At 51.7% G+C, this 17,342-nt stretch carries 16 protein-coding genes; 13 read left to right on the top strand and 3 right to left on the bottom strand.

Features of this window, described 5'->3' with window-relative positions; all coding sequences use genetic code 11:
• The first annotated feature begins 138 nt into the window (after positions 1–138).
• The gene (locus tag ACO0LD_RS21235) at positions 139–363 is read left to right on the top strand and encodes a hypothetical protein (RefSeq protein WP_423010171.1); all 225 of its coding nucleotides are present in this window, start codon (positions 139–141) and stop codon (positions 361–363) included.
• Positions 364–442: 79 nt separating this feature from the next.
• Here the strand turns inward: ACO0LD_RS21235 and gshA are convergent, their stop codons facing one another.
• Complete coding sequence (gshA, locus tag ACO0LD_RS21230; RefSeq protein ID WP_423010170.1) at positions 443–2,083, bottom strand: glutamate--cysteine ligase; 1,641 nt, start codon at positions 2,081–2,083, stop codon at positions 443–445.
• Between the two features lie 263 nt (positions 2,084–2,346).
• Between gshA and ACO0LD_RS21225 the strand changes: the two genes are divergently transcribed.
• Positions 2,347–4,494, top strand: a complete 2,148-nt coding sequence (locus ACO0LD_RS21225) for a S9 family peptidase (RefSeq protein WP_423010169.1) — start codon at positions 2,347–2,349, stop codon at positions 4,492–4,494.
• Between the two features lie 73 nt (positions 4,495–4,567).
• Complete coding sequence (locus ACO0LD_RS21220; RefSeq protein WP_423010168.1) at positions 4,568–4,960, top strand: VOC family protein; 393 nt, start codon at positions 4,568–4,570, stop codon at positions 4,958–4,960.
• A 53-nt stretch (positions 4,961–5,013) separates the two neighbouring features.
• On the opposite strand, the gene ACO0LD_RS21215 is transcribed toward ACO0LD_RS21220, so the two are convergent.
• On the bottom strand, positions 5,014–5,766 hold the full coding sequence (locus ACO0LD_RS21215; RefSeq protein ID WP_423010167.1) for a substrate-binding periplasmic protein: 753 nt from the start codon (positions 5,764–5,766) through the stop codon (positions 5,014–5,016).
• 373 nt (positions 5,767–6,139) lie between these two features.
• Here ACO0LD_RS21215 and ACO0LD_RS21210 point away from each other — a divergent pair, with 373 nt between their 5' ends.
• The 7 genes from ACO0LD_RS21210 (at position 6,140) to ACO0LD_RS21180 (ending at position 12,859) form a co-directional block, all read left to right on the top strand.
• On the top strand, positions 6,140–6,652 hold the full coding sequence (locus ACO0LD_RS21210) for a DUF1269 domain-containing protein (protein ID WP_423010166.1): 513 nt from the start codon (positions 6,140–6,142) through the stop codon (positions 6,650–6,652).
• A 140-nt stretch (positions 6,653–6,792) separates the two neighbouring features.
• A complete protein-coding gene (locus ACO0LD_RS21205; protein WP_423010165.1) occupies positions 6,793–7,527 on the top strand; it encodes an ABC transporter ATP-binding protein in 735 nt (244 codons plus the stop codon).
• Positions 7,524–9,083 (top strand): putative ABC transporter permease subunit, encoded by a 1,560-nt coding sequence (locus ACO0LD_RS21200; RefSeq protein ID WP_423010164.1) that lies wholly within the window; start codon positions 7,524–7,526, stop codon positions 9,081–9,083. Before ACO0LD_RS21205 ends, ACO0LD_RS21200 begins: the two co-directional genes overlap by 4 nt.
• 69 nt (positions 9,084–9,152) lie before the next feature.
• Positions 9,153–10,394, top strand: a complete 1,242-nt coding sequence (locus ACO0LD_RS21195; protein WP_423010163.1) for an efflux RND transporter periplasmic adaptor subunit — start codon at positions 9,153–9,155, stop codon at positions 10,392–10,394.
• Positions 10,394–11,149 (top strand): ABC transporter ATP-binding protein, encoded by a 756-nt coding sequence (locus ACO0LD_RS21190; RefSeq protein ID WP_423010162.1) that lies wholly within the window; start codon positions 10,394–10,396, stop codon positions 11,147–11,149. The genes ACO0LD_RS21195 and ACO0LD_RS21190 overlap by 1 nt, the downstream gene beginning before the upstream one ends.
• Positions 11,146–12,369, top strand: coding sequence for an ABC transporter permease (locus ACO0LD_RS21185; protein ID WP_422951974.1), 1,224 nt, complete (start codon positions 11,146–11,148; stop codon positions 12,367–12,369). The genes ACO0LD_RS21190 and ACO0LD_RS21185 overlap by 4 nt, the downstream gene beginning before the upstream one ends.
• Positions 12,370–12,463: 94 nt before the next feature.
• On the top strand, positions 12,464–12,859 hold the full coding sequence (locus tag ACO0LD_RS21180; RefSeq protein WP_423010161.1) for a YccF domain-containing protein: 396 nt from the start codon (positions 12,464–12,466) through the stop codon (positions 12,857–12,859).
• A gap of 68 nt (positions 12,860–12,927) precedes the next feature.
• Here ACO0LD_RS21180 and ACO0LD_RS21175 read toward each other — a convergent pair whose 3' ends face one another.
• Positions 12,928–13,584, bottom strand: a complete 657-nt coding sequence (locus ACO0LD_RS21175; protein ID WP_423010160.1) for a thiol:disulfide interchange protein DsbA/DsbL — start codon at positions 13,582–13,584, stop codon at positions 12,928–12,930.
• 229 nt (positions 13,585–13,813) lie between these two features.
• Here ACO0LD_RS21175 and ACO0LD_RS21170 point away from each other — a divergent pair, with 229 nt between their 5' ends.
• From ACO0LD_RS21170 to glpD, 3 genes are all read left to right on the top strand, one after another.
• Positions 13,814–14,449: a hypothetical protein gene (locus ACO0LD_RS21170; RefSeq protein ID WP_423010159.1), complete on the top strand. Its 636-nt coding sequence runs from the start codon at positions 13,814–13,816 to the stop codon at positions 14,447–14,449.
• Positions 14,450–14,593: 144 nt separating this feature from the next.
• The gene (locus ACO0LD_RS21165) at positions 14,594–15,727 is read left to right on the top strand and encodes an SMP-30/gluconolactonase/LRE family protein (RefSeq protein WP_423010158.1); all 1,134 of its coding nucleotides are present in this window, start codon (positions 14,594–14,596) and stop codon (positions 15,725–15,727) included.
• Positions 15,724–17,286, top strand: coding sequence for a glycerol-3-phosphate dehydrogenase (gene glpD / locus ACO0LD_RS21160; RefSeq protein ID WP_423010157.1), 1,563 nt, complete (start codon positions 15,724–15,726; stop codon positions 17,284–17,286). The genes ACO0LD_RS21165 and glpD overlap by 4 nt, the downstream gene beginning before the upstream one ends.
• The last annotated feature ends 56 nt before the right edge of the window (positions 17,287–17,342 follow it).

The raw sequence follows: 17,342 nt of genomic DNA, 5'->3' as shown, positions 1-17,342 counted from the left end.
TTGTGCTCTGCATAAGCGGGTTTTTATTTTTCCGACTGGATAAATAATCTTTGCAGGAACTAAATTCGGCTTACTCCTGTCTATCTTGCAGCTTATAGCGGATTACTACTTTGATTCAATAAATTTACCCAAGTTGCCATGTTTAAAAAATTACCCGTCCTGTCCTTCATTCTTTCCAGCCAAATAGCGATGACAGGCTGCGCCGTTGTGTATGACATAGGGCAAGACTCTAACCAGCGTCAATGTGAAAAACTCCAGGACTGGAATGAACGCAAGACTTGCCTGCAACAAAACAAGACCACTTACGAGCAATATGAAAAGCAGCGTGAAGACTTGCGCACCAAGGGTACGGAAAAGCAATGACGCAGGGACTGGTGACAGCCGGTAAGGTGCGCAACAGTCCCTGATAACAGAGTAAAAATGAGTAGAAATGAAGCTGGAGTTAATGTGCAGCTTGTGCTTCGATATTTTGCATCAAGGACGCTTCGTTAAAGGATTCGCAGCATATTTCGCTGGAAGTGCGCGAACCGTAATGAGAAATAAACTCATCAAAACTGCCACTTTGCGAACTTTCCATTTCAGCCTGTTCCGCCAGGGATTTTTCTGCCATTTTGGTATACAGGTCCAATTGGTCTGGTGCTGGTGGGCGGGCGCGGAATTCTTCAGCCAGCAGCGTACTTTGTTGCAGGGCGAACTGGGTGAAAGAATTATTTGCTGCGCGTATGGCATCCAGTACTTTGGCTGATGGTGTCAGTTCAGGGTGTTGCAGTTTTTCAGTTTGCACCTGCATGGCCTGCGCGTGGCTGCCATCTCCACGTTGTGCATCCAGCAGGGCTGCTACCGGCGCGATACGTTCCAGTAATTCCTTGCCCCAGTCCTGCAGTGAAATAGGCTCGCCATGGCGCGACAGCATCAGGCCAGGACGGCGGCCTTGCTTGACGGTAAGGGCAAAATTCTCGACATTTTCATCGCCTTCAGTCTGATTCGTCAAAGGACTTTCTTCCAGCGCACAATACAGCAGGAAGGCGTCAAGGAAGCGTGAAGTCTCCAGGCTGATGCCGAGCGGGTCGAAAGGATTGACATCCATGCAGCGCACTTCTATGTATTGCACGCCACGTGCACACAGGGCTTCGACAGGACGCTCACCAGTTTTGATGACGCGTTTTGGCCGTATCGTGGCATAAAACTCGTTTTCAATTTGCAGCACATTGGTATTGATTTGCACCCATTCCCCGTTTTGCCGCGTGCCTATTTTTTCATACGCAGGATATGGCTGGCGCACAGCCAGCGACAGGCTGCGCATGTATTCCAGCAGGGTGTTATACGGCGGTACCAGGCCAGACTGGGCATTGTTCTGGTAACCCAGATCACTCATGCGCAGACTGGTCGCGTAGGGCAGGTACAGGGTATCGTCGGATAAAGTTTCCAGTTGATGCGGGCGGCCACGCAAAAAAGGAGTGGACAGGGCAGGCGAGGCACCGAACAGGTACATCAGCAACCAGCTATAGCGATGGAAATTGCGTATCAGGGAAATATAATTTTCAGACTGCACGTGCATGGCACTGCCGCTGGTATTTTCTGCCTGCTGCAAAACTTTCCACAAATCTTCAGACAGCGAATAGTTGTAATGGATGCCAGCGATGCATTGCATGCTTTTGCCGTAACGCAGGGCCAGTCCACGCCTATACACATGCTTGATCATGCCTATATGCGAATTGCCATACCAGGCGATAGGGATATCTTTTTCTTCCGGCAGGCTGCAGGGCATGGACTGATGCCACAGCATTTCATTACCCATGGCCGTGTATGCAAAGCGATGGATATTGTCGAGTTCTTCCAGCGCGGTGGCAATGTCTGGTTCGGCAGGGGTGATGAATTCCAGCAGGGATTCGGAATAATCAGTCGTGATTTGCGGATTGGTCAGCGCCGAACCCAGGGCTGGCGAGTGTGGCGTCAAAGCCAGTTTTCCATCGGCATGCACACGCAGGGTTTCTCGCTCTATGCCACGCAAGCCACGGGCCAGCAAAGGGCGGTTTGCATCGCTATCTAGTAGCGCCAGGCGTCGGTTTAACAGAGTGCTCACGGTGTCTTCCTTCAAATTTAGTTGTCTTTGCAATCACATTTGCAAAAAATATCGAGCAAGCATATCCGAAAAATGAAAATGGCATACGACAGCGCTCAAATTACATATATGAAAACTTTTTTAGTTTATAACAGTCTCATGACCAGCCGGTTTCAAGGTCCATGAAGACCAATCAATCCCGCATTGCAGCAATGAAAGAAAAGTTTCCTTGTTTTGTTGGCATCGCTTTAGAATGCCTTAATTAATTTCATACAGGAGTTGAAGTGTCTATCAAAAAGATGTCTGTACTCATGTCAGCCAGTGTACTTGGTCTGGCAACTTCCGGTCTGGTGCTGGCTGCTGAGCCCACCCCGGGCTCTTCTCCCGTGCCACCCGTGGCAGCAAAAGTCAAATGGCAGGAAACCCGGCATGGCGAAGTTGTCACTGACGATTATCGCTGGCTGCAGAAAAAAGAAAATCCTGAGGTCATTGCTTACCTGAATGCAGAAAATGCCTATACCGAAGCACTGACTGCAGACATCAAGCCCCTGTCGGAAAAACTGTATGCAGAAATCAAGGGCAGGATGAAAGAGGTGGACCTGTCCGTGCCCGTACGTCGCGGTAATTACTATTATTATTCGCGTACCGAGGCGGGCAAGCAATATCAGTTGTTTTGCCGCCGCCACGCTGGCGCTGACATGGCATACGACGACAAGGCCGCAGAAGAAATTTTGCTGGATCAGAATGAAATGGCCAAGGGGCAAAAATTCTTTGCCGTTGGCGGCAGTTCCGTCAGCCCTGACGAGCAATTGCTGGCTTATACCACCGATACGACAGGTTATCGTCAGTATCAACTACAAATCAAAAATCTGCGCACTGGCGACATACTCAGCGACAGCCAGCCGCGCGTGACTTCCATGGCCTGGGCTTCTGACAACAAGACGCTCTTCTTTGTGCAGGAAGATGTCACCACCAAACGCTCTGACCGCTTGTTCCGCATGGAAATCGGCAAGCCGCCGGTAGAAGTCCTGCATGAAGCCGTCGAGCAGTTTGACCTGCAAGTCAATACCACCCGCGACAGGAAGTTCATTGTCGTCAATATCCACGCCACCGATACCAGTGAAGTCATGCTGCTGGCGGCGGACAAGCCGCAAGACAAATTTCATAGCGTACTGGGTCGTGAAAAAGGCCACCGCTATCTTCTGGAACACCGCAATGGTGATTTGTATATCGTCACCAACAAGGATGCAAAAAACTTCCGTGTCGTGCGGGCACCGCTGGCAACACCAGACAGCAAGCACTGGCAGGAAGTGGTCAAACATGATCCTGCAGTATTGGTCTTTGGCGCTGACCTGTTCAAGGATTACATGGTCATCACTGAAAAGACCCAGGCCCTGAATCGTGTCCGTATCTATGACTTCAACAACAAGCAATGGAAGACGGTCAAGTTTGATGACCAAGTCTATCTTGCCACTGGTGCTGGCACGCCAGAATTTTCTGCTACCCGCTTCCGCATGTCTTACCAGTCACCGGTGACACCAGTGACCACTCTGGATGTGGACATGGCGACTGGCCAGCGTTATGTACTCAAGCAGCAGGAAATAGTTGGTGGTTATGATGCCAGCAAATATGAAAGCCGCCGCCTGTGGATGACCGCCAGGGACGGCGTCAAAGTGCCACTCTGGGCAGTGTATAAAAAAGGCGTGAAATTCGATGGCTCGGCGCCTTTGCTGTTGTATTCGTATGGCAGCTATGGTTATTCAACCGAAGCGACCTTTACCTCCAGTCGCCTGAGTATGCTGGACCGTGGTGTGATCTATGTGCAGGCACATATACGCGGTGGCCGCGACATGGGCGAGCACTGGCATGAAGATGGCATGTTGATGAACAAGAAAAATACTTTCTATGATTTCATCGACAGTGCCGATTACCTCATCAAACAAAAATGGACTAGTGCCGACAAGCTGATTATCCAGGGCGGCAGTGCCGGTGGTTTGTTGATGGGGGCGGTCGTGAATATGCGCCCTGACTTGTTCCGTGCCGTGCATGCTGCCGTGCCTTTTGTTGATGTCATGAACACCATGATGGATGCCAGCCTGCCTTTGACGACAGGTGAATATCTGGAATGGGGTAATCCAAATGAAAAGCCAGCTTATGACTATATGCGTAGCTATTCACCCTATGACAATATCGCCCACAAGGCCTATCCAGCCATGCTGGTGACGACGAGTTTGAATGACAGCCAGGTCATGTATTGGGAACCAGCCAAATACGTGGCCAAATTGCGCGATTTCAAAACCGATAAAACCCCGCTGCTGTTGAAAATCAATATGGCTGCCGGGCATGGCGGTGCATCTGGGCGTTATGATGCCTTGCGTGAAGGGGCATTCAATATGGCCTGGATGTTTTCGCAATGGGGTATTAAAGAATAACTGATTTGATGCGCAATGCCCTTGTCTCATGACGAGGGCAGCTTTAACCTGCTACAAAATGAAAGAATGAATAATGAACTTTGCCTACACCATTATCTACGTCCCCGATGTCACCGCATCATTGGCCTTCTTTGAAAAAGCCTTCGGTTTCGCTACCCGTTTCCTGCATGAATCGGGCATGTATGGCGAACTTGATACCGGTGCCACGACACTGGCTTTTGCTGCGCACGCCATGGGCGACATGAATTATTCCTGCGGCCATGTGGCGGCGCACAGCTCAGAAAAGCCGCTGGGAATGGAAGTCGCATTTACCACGGCAGACGTAGCAGCGGCACATGCCCAGGCTATTGCTGCTGGAGCGCAAGAGCTGACTGCACCAGCTGAAAAACCCTGGGGACAGGTGGTATCTTACCTGCGTTGTCCGGATGGCAGTTTGGTGGAATTGTGTACACCCATGGGAGAATAACAATCACCGTTGTTCATTCCCGAAGACCTCGCTTTGCAAAAACAGCGAGGTCTTTATTCCCAGGAAAAATATTTCTTGCGCAGCTTCTGTACCGTGCCATCTTTTTGCAAAACTTCATAAGCTTTGCGCCATGCGCGTTCTTCATCTTCACTGACATTCATTGAACTGGCCATGTATAGTTCGGCGCTGCCCATGTTGAGGCCGGTGGTGAAATCTTCAAGGCGAAAGCCATATTCTTCTATCGCTGATGTCATGATGGAGTAGCCTGAATAAACAGCATCCAGGCCACCCAGTTGCAATAGCTTGAGCAGGCTCTGATAATCTTTTTCATACTGGATATTACGAAAATTTTGCGCGTGCAAATCTTTTTCCAGCGAAGAGCCGCGCACTATGCCTACGCGCAAACCGCGTAACTGTTCCAGCGAGGCATTTTCTATATTGACACTGCCAGCCACCGTAGATCTCTTGCCAAAAAAACGGTTAGGCGCTGAACCTAAATGTATCAGCCATTTAAAACCGGTTTCCCGGTCCGCTGTCCTGTCCAGAGGGAAGACGCCATAATTCTGACCTTCCCTGGTCATCTTCACTGCCCTGGCCCAGGGATAAATACTCAGGTCGGGTTTGCGTCCCAGTTGTGCAGACATGGTCACAATCAATTCATAGGCATAGCCTTGCGGTAGATTATGTTGCAGCCAGAGATAAGGTGGCAATTCTGCCGTGACCCATTTGATTTGCCCATCAGCAGCCTGCTGTGCCTGACTGGGCAGACTGAACAGCAAAGCGAGCAGGCAAATGAATTTTTTCATCTCAGTCCCATACTGCAAATGTAGCCCAATGTAGCCAATCACTGGTCATTTTATTGGTCGTTTTAGCAAGCCTGTAAGGCTGGGTAAAAATCATGTTCCCAGAGAAATTCCAGTATTCAGGCTATGCATGGACAGGTCAAGTGAATTTTTATCAAATCCTGCGATTTATGCTTATGAATTCTGGATAATTCAAGAGTAATTTGCCATTTGTATTTTGTCGGGAATTGTCTATAACAAAGATTAAGGCAGTTGCGCATCCTGTCGGTATTCCCACTTGGGTTGCTGATGCTTGCTGTCTTGTCCCCTGACCATGGTGGTCACCGCGATATCATCGCAACTGCCTCAGTGCTTTCTTACCTCTATGGAGATAGTCATGAGACGCAGACTGTATTTCATGTTGCCTGACCTGGGCAGTGCCAGGGCTATGCTGGATGAACTTTTACTTGCACGTATTGATGAGCGACACATGCATTTTTGTGCCAAAGAAGGCATGCTCCCCGCCGATATGCCGGAAGCCAATTCCTTCCAAAAAACTGACCTCATCCATGGTGCCGAAGTGGGCATGCTGATCGGTGGTATCGCGGGTTTGCTGGCAGGTGGTCTATGGCTGATTTTCCCGCCAGAAGGGATGGAAATGCGCATACTGGTGGTATTGGTATCTGCCATTGGCGGCTCCCTGTTTGGTTCCTGGGCATCGGCCAAGGCGGCCAAGTCCATACCCAGTTCCAGCCTGAAGCCCTTTATGGAAGATATAGAAGACGGCAAAGTCTTGCTGATGGTGGATGTGCCTTTTAAACGGATAACAGAAATCCAGCAGCTCGTCAGTAACCGTCATCCAGAGATACGCTTTGGCGGTGTTGATCCGCATGTGCCGGTATTCAGTTAGTCCTTTTTGATCATTGCATGCACCTTACCCTTCTCGGGTATGGTGCGGCATTCACTTGAAATTCCCTCGCTTTAAAACGACCTGATTGCATAGTGCAAATTCGGCATACAATGGCTAGTTTTTAAACAACATTGCCGAAAATGACAGCTACTGCTCTGGAGTTGCACGCGCTTTGCAAAAACTTTGGTAGGCCCGCCGTAGAGAACCTGAATCTTACCGTGCGCCGTGGTGAGTTATATGCCTTGCTGGGGCCAAATGGTGCGGGCAAAACCACCACCTTGCGCATGGTGGCAGGCCTGATCTCACCAGACAGTGGCAGCATACACATACTGGGGCAGGAACTGGCTGCCGACCCTGCGCTGGCCAAGAGCAAGCTGGCCTATCTGCCTGATGACCCCATGTTGTATAACAAACTCAAGCCTTTTGAGTACCTGGAATTTGTTGCCGGTCTGTGGGGTGTGGCAGCAGAAGTCGCCGAAGCAAAAGCGCGTGAATTGCTGGAATGGCTGGATTTGCTCAAGCATGCAGATGAACTGACCGAAGGTTTTTCGCGTGGCATGAAGCAAAAGCTGGCACTGGCGGGGGCGCTGATACACCAGCCTGAACTGATCATTCTTGACGAACCTCTCACGGGTCTGGATGCAGCCGCTGCCAGGCAGGTCAAGGATGTCTTGCTGAACCATGTCAAACAGGGTGGCACCGTCATCCTGACTACCCATATCCTGGATGTGGCAGAACGTCTGGCTGAACGCATAGGCATCATACAAAACGGCAAACTCATCGCCGAAGGCACGCTGGAAGAATTGCGCAGCCAGACCAGCCAGACTGCGGGGACGCTGGAAGAAATCTTCCTGCAATTGACGGAGCCTGCATGATGGCCGCCTGGCTGAAATTGAAACCGGGCAGCGCCATCTGGTTGCTGGCGCATGAATGTCGTCTGGCATTTTACGATATGGGCGAGAGCAAGCCTGGCCGCAAGGCTGCTCGTGGTATGTCAGTATTCGGCATGTGGCTGATAGGTTTCATGTATCTGTCTGTCCATGTCGGTGCCTGGCTGCTGATGCGCAAGATGCCGCCCTTGCAAGAGGCCGTGCCAGCACCCTTGCTGATGGGGGCTGGCATCGTCATGCTGGTAGTGTTCAGCTTCATGCTGTCGCTGGGTTTGACACGCAGTGTGCACGCCTTGTTTGAGCGCGGTGATCTGGATTTGCTGTTGTCATCTCCCTTGTCATCAAAAACCATCTTCAAGGTCAGGCTGACCGGTATTATTTTTTCTGTCGGTATCTGGTTCTTTGCCTGGTTGACGCCAGTAGCGAATGTAGGGTTGATACTGGGGCAATGGCGCTGGCTGGGCATTTATCCTGCCTTGCTTGCCATGACGGTGTTGGCGACAGCGTTGGCCATGCTGCTGACCCTGGCTTTGGTAAAAAGCCTGGGAGTGCGTAAAACTAAAACAGTTGCACAAATCCTGGGCGCACTTACCGGTGCAGGCATGTTCATTATCAGCCAGCTATTTGGCAACCTGGGCAAGGAAATGCGCGATGGTGTGTTGCAACATATCATGCCCTGGTTCCAGCCCGGCGGCGCACTGGATGCTGACAGCCTGGTATGGACACCAGCCCGGGCGCTGTTTGGTTCACCCACGGCGATTACGGGCTTCCTGCTCTTCAGTGGCTTGATTTATTGGCTGACGGCGCAATCCACCCATCGTTTTTTTGTTACTGGTGTGCAGCAGGCAGTGGGGCAGCAACGCAAGGCAATACCAGCTGGTGGGCAGAAAGCTGCACAACATGCCACCCGCTTTGGCCGTAGCTTGCGTGCCACCATCATCGTCAAAGAATGGCGTTTGATTGCACGCGACCCGAATCTGATTTCCCAGGTCCTGTTGCAGCTTTTATACATCGCCCCTTTGTTCTTTTTGATTTTCAAATCCAAGGCATTGCTGCCCGGTGTGGCATCGGGGCTGGTTTTCCTGGCGGCTTCGCTGGCTGGTTCACTGATCTGGATCATCATCGCTGCTGAAGATGCGCCGGACTTGTTGCAAGCGGCACCAGTCAAGCCCAATCTCATCCTCACCAGCAAACTGCTGGCAGCGGTCTTGCCGATATTGATGCTGATTTTGCCAGCGCTGCTTTGGCTGCTGATACAACAATTTTTGCTGGGCCTGGCCGTCATCGCCTGTACCCTGGCTGCAATGCTGAGTTCGGCTTTGGTGCATTTGTGGCAATCCAAGCCTGCCAACCGTGCTCAGTTCAATAAACGCGGGCAGACACAATTGATGTCCAACTTGCTGGAGGCTGCGACCAGTTTTTCATGGGCAGCCTGCATCGTGGTTGGTATGTTATATGGCGTCTGGCTTGCGGTGCCCTTGTCGACGGCTGCGCTGGCTCTGGGTATAGCCTGGTTTTTCCGTATTGAACGAAATCTTTAAGCGCTGGTCTATATTCGCTCTACTTTTAATCTATTGCTGCCTAAATAACAACCTGGGATATCTCTTATCATGCCTGTGTTCACGAAGAAACGCGTTTTTGTAGCCATTGCTCTTTTACTCGTCGCTGGTGCAGTTGCCATGTACTATCAGAGAGAGAACAACAAGGCCAAGGAAGAAGAACCCAAATACAAAACCGCCGTGGTGGATAAAGGCAATATCACTCAGACCGTTACCGCCAGCGGCACGCTTAATCCCGTGGCACTGATCAATGTCGGCTCGCAAGTATCCGGCACCGTGGTGGAATTGAAGGCGGATTTTAATGATCGCGTCAAGCAGGGCCAGGTTTTGCTCAAGCTTGACCCTACCATCTTCAATGCCCAGATCAAGCAAAGCGAAGCCAGCCTGGCATCTGCCGAAGCGTCGAGGCGTCTGGCCCAGGCCACGCTGGAACGTAACCAGAAACTGGTCACGCAAAACTATATCTCCGGCACGGCCATGGACCAGGCCAAACGCGAAGTGGAAGTGGCAGATGCCAATATTAAACTGGCGCGGGCGCAGCTGGACCGTGTCAAGGCCGACCTGAATAACAGCGTCATTCGTTCACCCATAGATGGTGTCATCATCAAGCGCACCATCGATATGGGGCAGACAGTGGCAGCTTCTTTCCAGACGCCGAACCTGTTCCAGATTGCGCGTGACCTGACCAAGATGCAGATCGATACCAGCGTCTCGGAAGCCGATGTCGGTTCCTTGAAAGATGGGCTTCCCGCCCGCTTTGTTGTCGACGCTTATCCTGACCGTGAATTTGAAGCCAGGCTGCGGCAGTTCCGCCTCGCCGCCAATGTGCAGCAGAATGTGGTGACCTATAACGTGGTGCTGGATGTGGACAACAAGGACGAATTGCTGAAGCCCGGCATGACAGCACAAGTGCGCCTGGTCGTTGGCAGTCGCGAAAATGTGGTGCGCATTCCAACCGCAGCCCTGCGTTACAAGCCTAGCGAAGAAGAGCAGGCCAAAGAAGCCAAGGCACTCAAGGACAAGGAAAAAAATGCCAGTGGATCTGCTTCAAGCGCAGCTTCAGCATCTGCCAATCTGCCTGCACCGGATGTTGATGATGACGTAGCTTTCCGTACCAAAAAAGACCTGACCCGCACTTTCAAACTCTACAAACTCGATGATAAAAACCAGGCCAAGACAGTGGATGTCAAAATCGGTTTGTCCAACTTCAAATATACCGAAGTCATTTCCGGTGATTTGAAACCCGGTGACAAAGTCATTACCCGCGCACTGGACAAATCTGGAGCACGCTGATGAGCGATACTCTGATAGCCATACGCCAGGTCAGCAAGAGTTATTTCTCTGGCGGTGTAGAGACCAAGGTTTTGCACGGCATAGATGTGCAGGTGCCGCGCGGCGATTTTCTGGCCGTCATGGGGCAGTCCGGTTCCGGTAAATCCACGCTCATGAATATACTCGGTTGCCTGGACCAGGCCACCAGCGGTTCTTATCTGCTTAATGGTGTTGATACCCTGAGCCTGTCGCGTGCCGAACTTGCCACCATACGCAACCGCACCATAGGTTTTGTATTCCAGAGTTTTAATCTCATCAAGCGCATGAGTGTGGCTGAAAACGTCGCCCTGCCTTTGATCTATGCAGGTGTCGGGCGTGACAAGGCGCACAAGAAGGCATTGGTTGAACTGGAAAGAGTGGGCCTGAAAGAATATGCCAAACGCCTGCCAAATCAATTGTCAGGCGGGCAGCAACAGCGTGTTGCCATCGCCCGTGCCCTGGTGGCTGATCCACCACTGATACTGGCGGATGAACCCACTGGCAACCTCGATACCCAGACCAGCGAAGACATCATGCGCTCCTTGCAGCAATTGAATGCCGACCGTGGCATTACCATTTTGCTGGTGACACATGAACCGGATATCGCGGCTTACAGCAAACGGCTGGTGCGGCTCAAGGATGGCCATGTTTTATATGATGGCCCGGCGGCAGAAGGCTTGCGCCAGCTGGCAGCCTCACATGCTGAATATTCAGAAACACAGGGAGGTAGCAAATGAATTTCCTCCAGGTTTTTATAGAAGCATTTCGTTCCATGAATGCCAACCGGCTGCGCACGGCGCTGACCATGCTGGGCATTATCATCGGCATTACCTCGGTCGTCATGATGCTGGCCGTCGGTGAAAGCGCGAAAAAATTCATCGCCAAGGAGCTGGAAGTATTGGGCAGTAATCTGATGATTATTTCGCCCGGTGCCAACCGTACCCAGGGTGTGCGCGCACGTACCGGTACTGCCCCTTCGCTGTCGGTAGAAGACGCATTGGCACTGAATGATTTAAGCAGTTTGAATGGCGCTGCACCTGCCTTGCAAGGGTTTTTCCAGCTGACCGTCGGCAACGACAATTCAAACAATGCGGTGCTCGGTGTCACGCCAGAAATGTTCAAGGTGCGCAACTGGAAAGTCGATCAGGGCAATGAGTTCAGCGATTCCGACATCCGTGGCGCTGCACGCATGGTCATCATCGGCAAGAAACTGGCCGACCAGTTTTTTTACAAGGACAATCCCATAGGCCAGTTCGTGCGCATAGACAATGTGCCTTTCCAGGTGGTTGGCGTTTTGCAGGGGGAGGGCCGCATGTTTGATGGTGGTGATCTGGGTGAGATGGTGTTGATCCCGATTACCTCAGCCCGTGCCACCCTGATGCGCAGCCCTTTCCCGCGCAATGTGCATTATGTCGTGGTGCAGGGCAAGAGCGACAAGCAGTTGAAAGATGCAGAGGAAGATATCAAGGACATGCTGCGTGACCGCCACCATATCAAGGCCGGGCAGGAAGATGATTTTCGTATCGATAACCTGGCTTCGATTGCTGAGACCGGGGCCAAGATCAGTGCCGGGCTGGCCGCCATGCTGGGTGCCATCGGTGCTATTTCATTGATTGTCGGCGGCATAGGCATCATGAATATCATGCTGGTGTCAGTCACTGAGCGTACCCGCGAGATAGGCATACGCATGGCGATAGGTGCCAAGCCGCGTGATGTGTTGCTACAGTTCCTGACCGAGGCAGTAGTCATCTGCCTGGTCGGCGGCATCATAGGTATCTTGCTGGCGATGGCCGGTGCTGCTGCGATTACCTCTACCGGCAAACTGGAAGTCGTCATCGGCTTGCAGGCCATGGTGGTAGCCTGTGGTTTCGCCAGCTTTGTCGGTATCTTCTTTGGTTTTTACCCGGCACGCCGCGCTTCGCGCTTATTGCCTGTCGATTGTTTGCGCTATGAGTGAAGGCCGGACATATCTCCGATTTATCTCGCCATCTGGATTTTTTGCCAATAAAATGTTTGGCGTCAACAAATTAGAAAAATAAGGAGAAGTAGCGATGAGTTTACTGGGCAATATTCTGTGGTTGATTTTTGGGGGCTTCATCACCGGGCTGGCATGGTGGTTTGCGGGTTTGGTCGCTTTTATCAGCATCATCGGCATACCATGGGGCAGGGCATGTTTTGTCATAGGGCAGCTCAGTTTCATGCCTTTTGGTAAAGAAGTCGTGAACCGTGCAGATGTCAGCGGGCAAGAAGATATAGGTACCGGGGCGCTGGGCATGATAGGCAATATCATCTGGTTCATCTTTGCCGGTCTCTGGCTGGCATTGGCGCATCTGATGTCTGCCCTGTTTTGCTTTGTCACCATCATAGGCATACCTTTTGGTATCCAGCATTTGAAGCTGGCAGCGATAGCTGTTGCACCGATAGGCAAGACAGTAGTCGATAAGTAGAGCCAATGGGTAAAACAAAAAAAGCTCAGGATTAAAAACCCTGAGCTTTTTGTTTTGGTGTAGCTAACTTATTTCTTGCTCTTCGCCAGCAAGCCTTCCAGCACTTGCATGGTCGCCAGGCCCAGCTGTTCGCGTGGAATATTCGGATTTGCCCCACCTATCATGGAAGGATTGGTCAGGAAGCGGCCATCCACGACAAAGGTCGGCGTACTGTCTACCTGATAGCTGGCAACCAGCTTGCCCAGGCTTTTCAGTTTCCCCATGACAGAGAATGAATTATAAAAACTCAGGAATTTGGCTTTATCGATGCCATTCTTGACTGCCCATGCAGTATTGTCATCATCACTGCTCAGGCGGCTTCTTTCTACATGCCAGGTTGCCAGTACTTTGGCATGCAGGCCTGCTTCCAGGTTCATCGCTTCCAGAGTCAGGAACAGATGCGCTTCCGGATCTTTTTCACCAGTCAGCGGCAAATGAATGCGGCGAAAGACGATATTGTCACCCTGCTTTTTCACCCATTCATTGATGGTGGGCTCAAGCGCATTACAGGCCGGGCAGTGATACATGAAGAATTCTATGATTTCAATTTTCTTGCCTGTGGCCTGCGTGGCTTGCGGGTTTTTCAGGGTGATGAAATCGGCACCTTCTTTCAGGGCGGCAGGCGAAGCGAGCGCTGTCGCAGAGACAAAGCCCAGAGTGATAAGCAGTAAGCGTAAGAAGCGCATGGGTTCCTTTTAACATGGACAAAACAAGTCGCTGAGCTTACCAGTATTTTTGCAATCTGGCAGCGCGGTATCAACACCATCAGCACGATATCAGTACGGCTGGCAAGATCACAAAGTCAGCGAAATCTATTTTTTTGGACAAACGCCTGAGCGGATTGTTCATTTATATCAGCTATAAATTGCGACATATTCATAAAATATCTTTAAATGCGCCCTTAAATAAGCAGAAATGCCATGCAAAACCTTGCATGTGGTCGATATTCATAGAAAAATGAAACGTACCAGTGGTGCAGTCCATATTCTGAATCAGTCTTTGCCATTGGTGCCGATCGCAGCAATATTCCCCAGCGGAGCACATGCAATGATGACCGTGCCTATCGTGATTGACTTTGAAGCCTCAGGCTTTGGCAAAGGTAGCTACCCTATCGAGGTAGGCTACTCGCGTCGTCATGGCGAAGGCTGGTGCACTCTGATCAAGCCAGAATCTGACTGGCAGCACTGGGACATTCATGCCGCCCGCATACACCGCATCCCGCGCGAGATACTGGTGGAAAGAGGCAAGTCAGCCAGTCTGGTGACTGAGCAACTCAATACCCAACTGGCAGGCATGACGGTCTACACCGATGGCTGGACCCAGGATTACGTGTGGATGGCACTCTTATATGATGCCGCTGACAGGGTACCGAGTTTTCGCCTGGCAGATTTGCGCGAAATCATTAGCCCGCAGCAAGAAGGGCTGTGGCATGCGACCAAGGATCAGGTACAGGAAGATTTGCATATTTCTCGCCACCGGGCTAGCAATGATGCCCGGATTTTGCAGATGACCTGGCTGCGTACTTATGATGCCGTGCGCTGTCACGGTTAAGATTGTCGATTTGCTTTGTCTGCCTCCTTGCAACATCCCTCTAAAATAAATATCAAAATAGTATTCAGGCAGTGCAAAATACAGGCTTGCCTGGATTTCCCATTGGGAAGTCCTGTTGCGCTGTCTTGAACTGCAAGGAGATGAGTGTTGAAGAAATGGATCATACGCCTGCTATTGCTGGTACTGGCCCTGGTGGCGATCCTGGCCGCCTATCTCTTGCTGGCACCTGTGCCTATCAATCCGGTTGCCTGGCAGGCGACGCCTTTCGCAGGTTATTCGCCACCGCATGCGCGCAATGAAAAGCTGGCGGCGCTGAAAACCATAGAAATCGGCGAAGAAACCGGCCCTGAACATATCGCCATAGGCCCGGATGGCAAGCTGTATGCCGCCGTCACATCCGGCGCGATTTTGCGCATGCAGGCAGACGGCAGCCAGCGTGAAGTCTGGGTGAATACCGGTGGGCGGGTATTGGGTTTCATGTTTGATGCAGCGGGGAATATGATTGTGGCAGATGCCTTCCGCGGCATACTCTCGATTGCACCTGACAAGCAAATCACTGTCCTTGCCGACAAAATAGGCGATAGCCCTATCTTGTATGCAGACGCTGTGGTGGTCGCCAAGACTGGCAAGATTTATTTCACTGATGCGTCGCAGCGCTTTGGTGCCAAGGAATCTGGAGGTACCTTCCATGCCAGCGTACTCGATATCCTGGAGCATTCCTCTACCGGACGGGTACTGGAATATGATCCCGCCAGCAAGCAGACCCGCCTGATCGCAGATGGCCTGTGTTTTGCCAATGGCCTGGCACTCAGTACGGATGAGCAGCAGCTCATCGTGGCTGAAACCGGCGAATACCGTATCTGGAAAATTTCCATCAGCGCCCAGGAATTGCATCTGAAAAACAAGCCAGATAAAAAACTGGCCAGTATCTTGCTGCGTGATTTGCCGGGTTATCCAGACAATCTCATGCGTGGCCGGGATGGCCGTATCTGGCTGGGCTTGGTCAAACCGCGAGGTGCTGCGATTGATAACATGGCTGAAAAACCCTGGCTGCGCAGCATTACCCTGCGCCTGCCGCGCGTGTTGTGGCCAGTGCCACCGGCCTATGGTCATGTGCTGGCTTTCAATGAAGCGGGCAAAATCGTCGCTGACTTGCAAGACCCGACTGGGCTATATCCAGAAACCACGGGCGTCACCGAAACTGAAGATCGCTTATATATACAGAGCCTGCACGCCCATGGCATAGGCTGGCTACCGAATCATCTGGTTAAAAAATGAAGAGTCAAGCTGCCATGCCGGAAGTCGATGTCCTCGTCATCGGTGGTGGCATCAATGGAGCAGGCATAGCCCGCGATGCTGCTGGCCGTGGTCTGAGCGTACTCTTGTGTGAAAAAGATGACCTGGCCTCGCATACCTCATCCGCGTCGACCAAGCTCATCCATGGCGGTTTGCGTTATCTTGAATATTATGAATTTGGCCTGGTGCGCAAGGCTTTGCAAGAGCGCGAAGTACTCATGCGTTCTGCCCCGCATATCATCAGCCCGCTACGCTTTGTCATGCCGCATGATAAAGGACAGCGCCCGGCCTGGATGATCAGGGCAGGTCTGTTTCTTTACGATCATCTGGCGAAACGTGAATTGCTGCCAGGTGCTGAATCCATCGATTTGCAACAACATATTGCCGGGCAACCCTTGCTGGCTGATTTTCGCCGTGGCTTTGCCTACTCCGATGGCTGGGTCAATGATGCTCGCCTGGTTGTGCTGAATGCCATGCAGGCGGCGGAAAAAGGTGCCACCATCATGACGCGCACGCGCTGTGTCTCGGCCAGACGGCAAGATGAACATTGGCTGGTGCAATTGCAAAAGGCGGATGGCAGCATGATGATGGTACAAAGCCGCAGTCTGGTGAATGCCAGCGGGCCCTGGGCCATCAACACCCTGCAGCAGGTATTACATCAGGGTGCTGCCAAACACTTGCGGTTGATCAAGGGCAGCCATATTGTTGTGCGGCGCCTGTTCCATCATCCATATGCCTATATTTTCCAGCATCCTGATGGCCGTATCGTGTTTGCCATACCCTATGAGCAAGACTTTACCCTGATAGGTACGACCGACCTGGATTACCAGGGCTCGCTGGACGAGGTCGCAATCAGTGAGGATGAGGTCGCCTATCTGTGTGGACTGGCCAGCCATTATTTCACCCAGTCCATCAGCCCTGCTGATGTGCTGTGGTCATATTCCGGCGTACGCCCGCTGGTGGAAGCAACGGTAGTAGCGGGCAAGGAAAAGGCTGCTGCCCTGACCCGCGACTACAGCCTGGAGCTCGATACTGCCGGTGCACCTGTGTTGAACGTGTTTGGTGGCAAGATCACCACTTACCGCAAACTGGCAGAAGAAGCGCTGTCCATGCTGGCACCTTTGCTGAATAACGCCAATTCCGCCTGGACTGAGCACGCCTGCCTGCCCGGTGGTGATATTTATAGTGAATCCCCGGAAAATCGCGCTGTCAGCGAATTCCCCATGTTCATACAACAATGCCAGCAGCAATATGCCTGGTTGCCACCCCATCTGGCAGAACGCTATGCCCATGCCTATGGCAGCCGCATCCATGTCTTGTTGAAAGATAAATACTCGCTAGCTGATATGGGTGAAATGCTGGTGCCGGGCTTGTATACGGCAGAAGCCTCCTATCTGGTCAGCCACGAATGGGCGCGCACGGTAGACGATATACTCTGGCGCCGCAGCCGCCTGGGTCTGCATTTGCTGGGCGAAGATACCAGCCATTTGCAGGAGTGGCTGGAGAATAATGCAAGGCAAGTCTCACAGCCTGTCTGCTAGCTGGCAAGTGTCGGACATACAGATGTCATAGCAAACTACTATTATTCACTTCTTTT

It is taken from the genome of Undibacterium sp. Ji83W (genome assembly GCF_049340385.1).
Taxonomy (GTDB): domain Bacteria; phylum Pseudomonadota; class Gammaproteobacteria; order Burkholderiales; family Burkholderiaceae_D; genus Undibacterium.
Note: the sequence above shows the minus strand (reverse complement) of the source record. Positions and strands in the feature narration are given on the sequence as shown.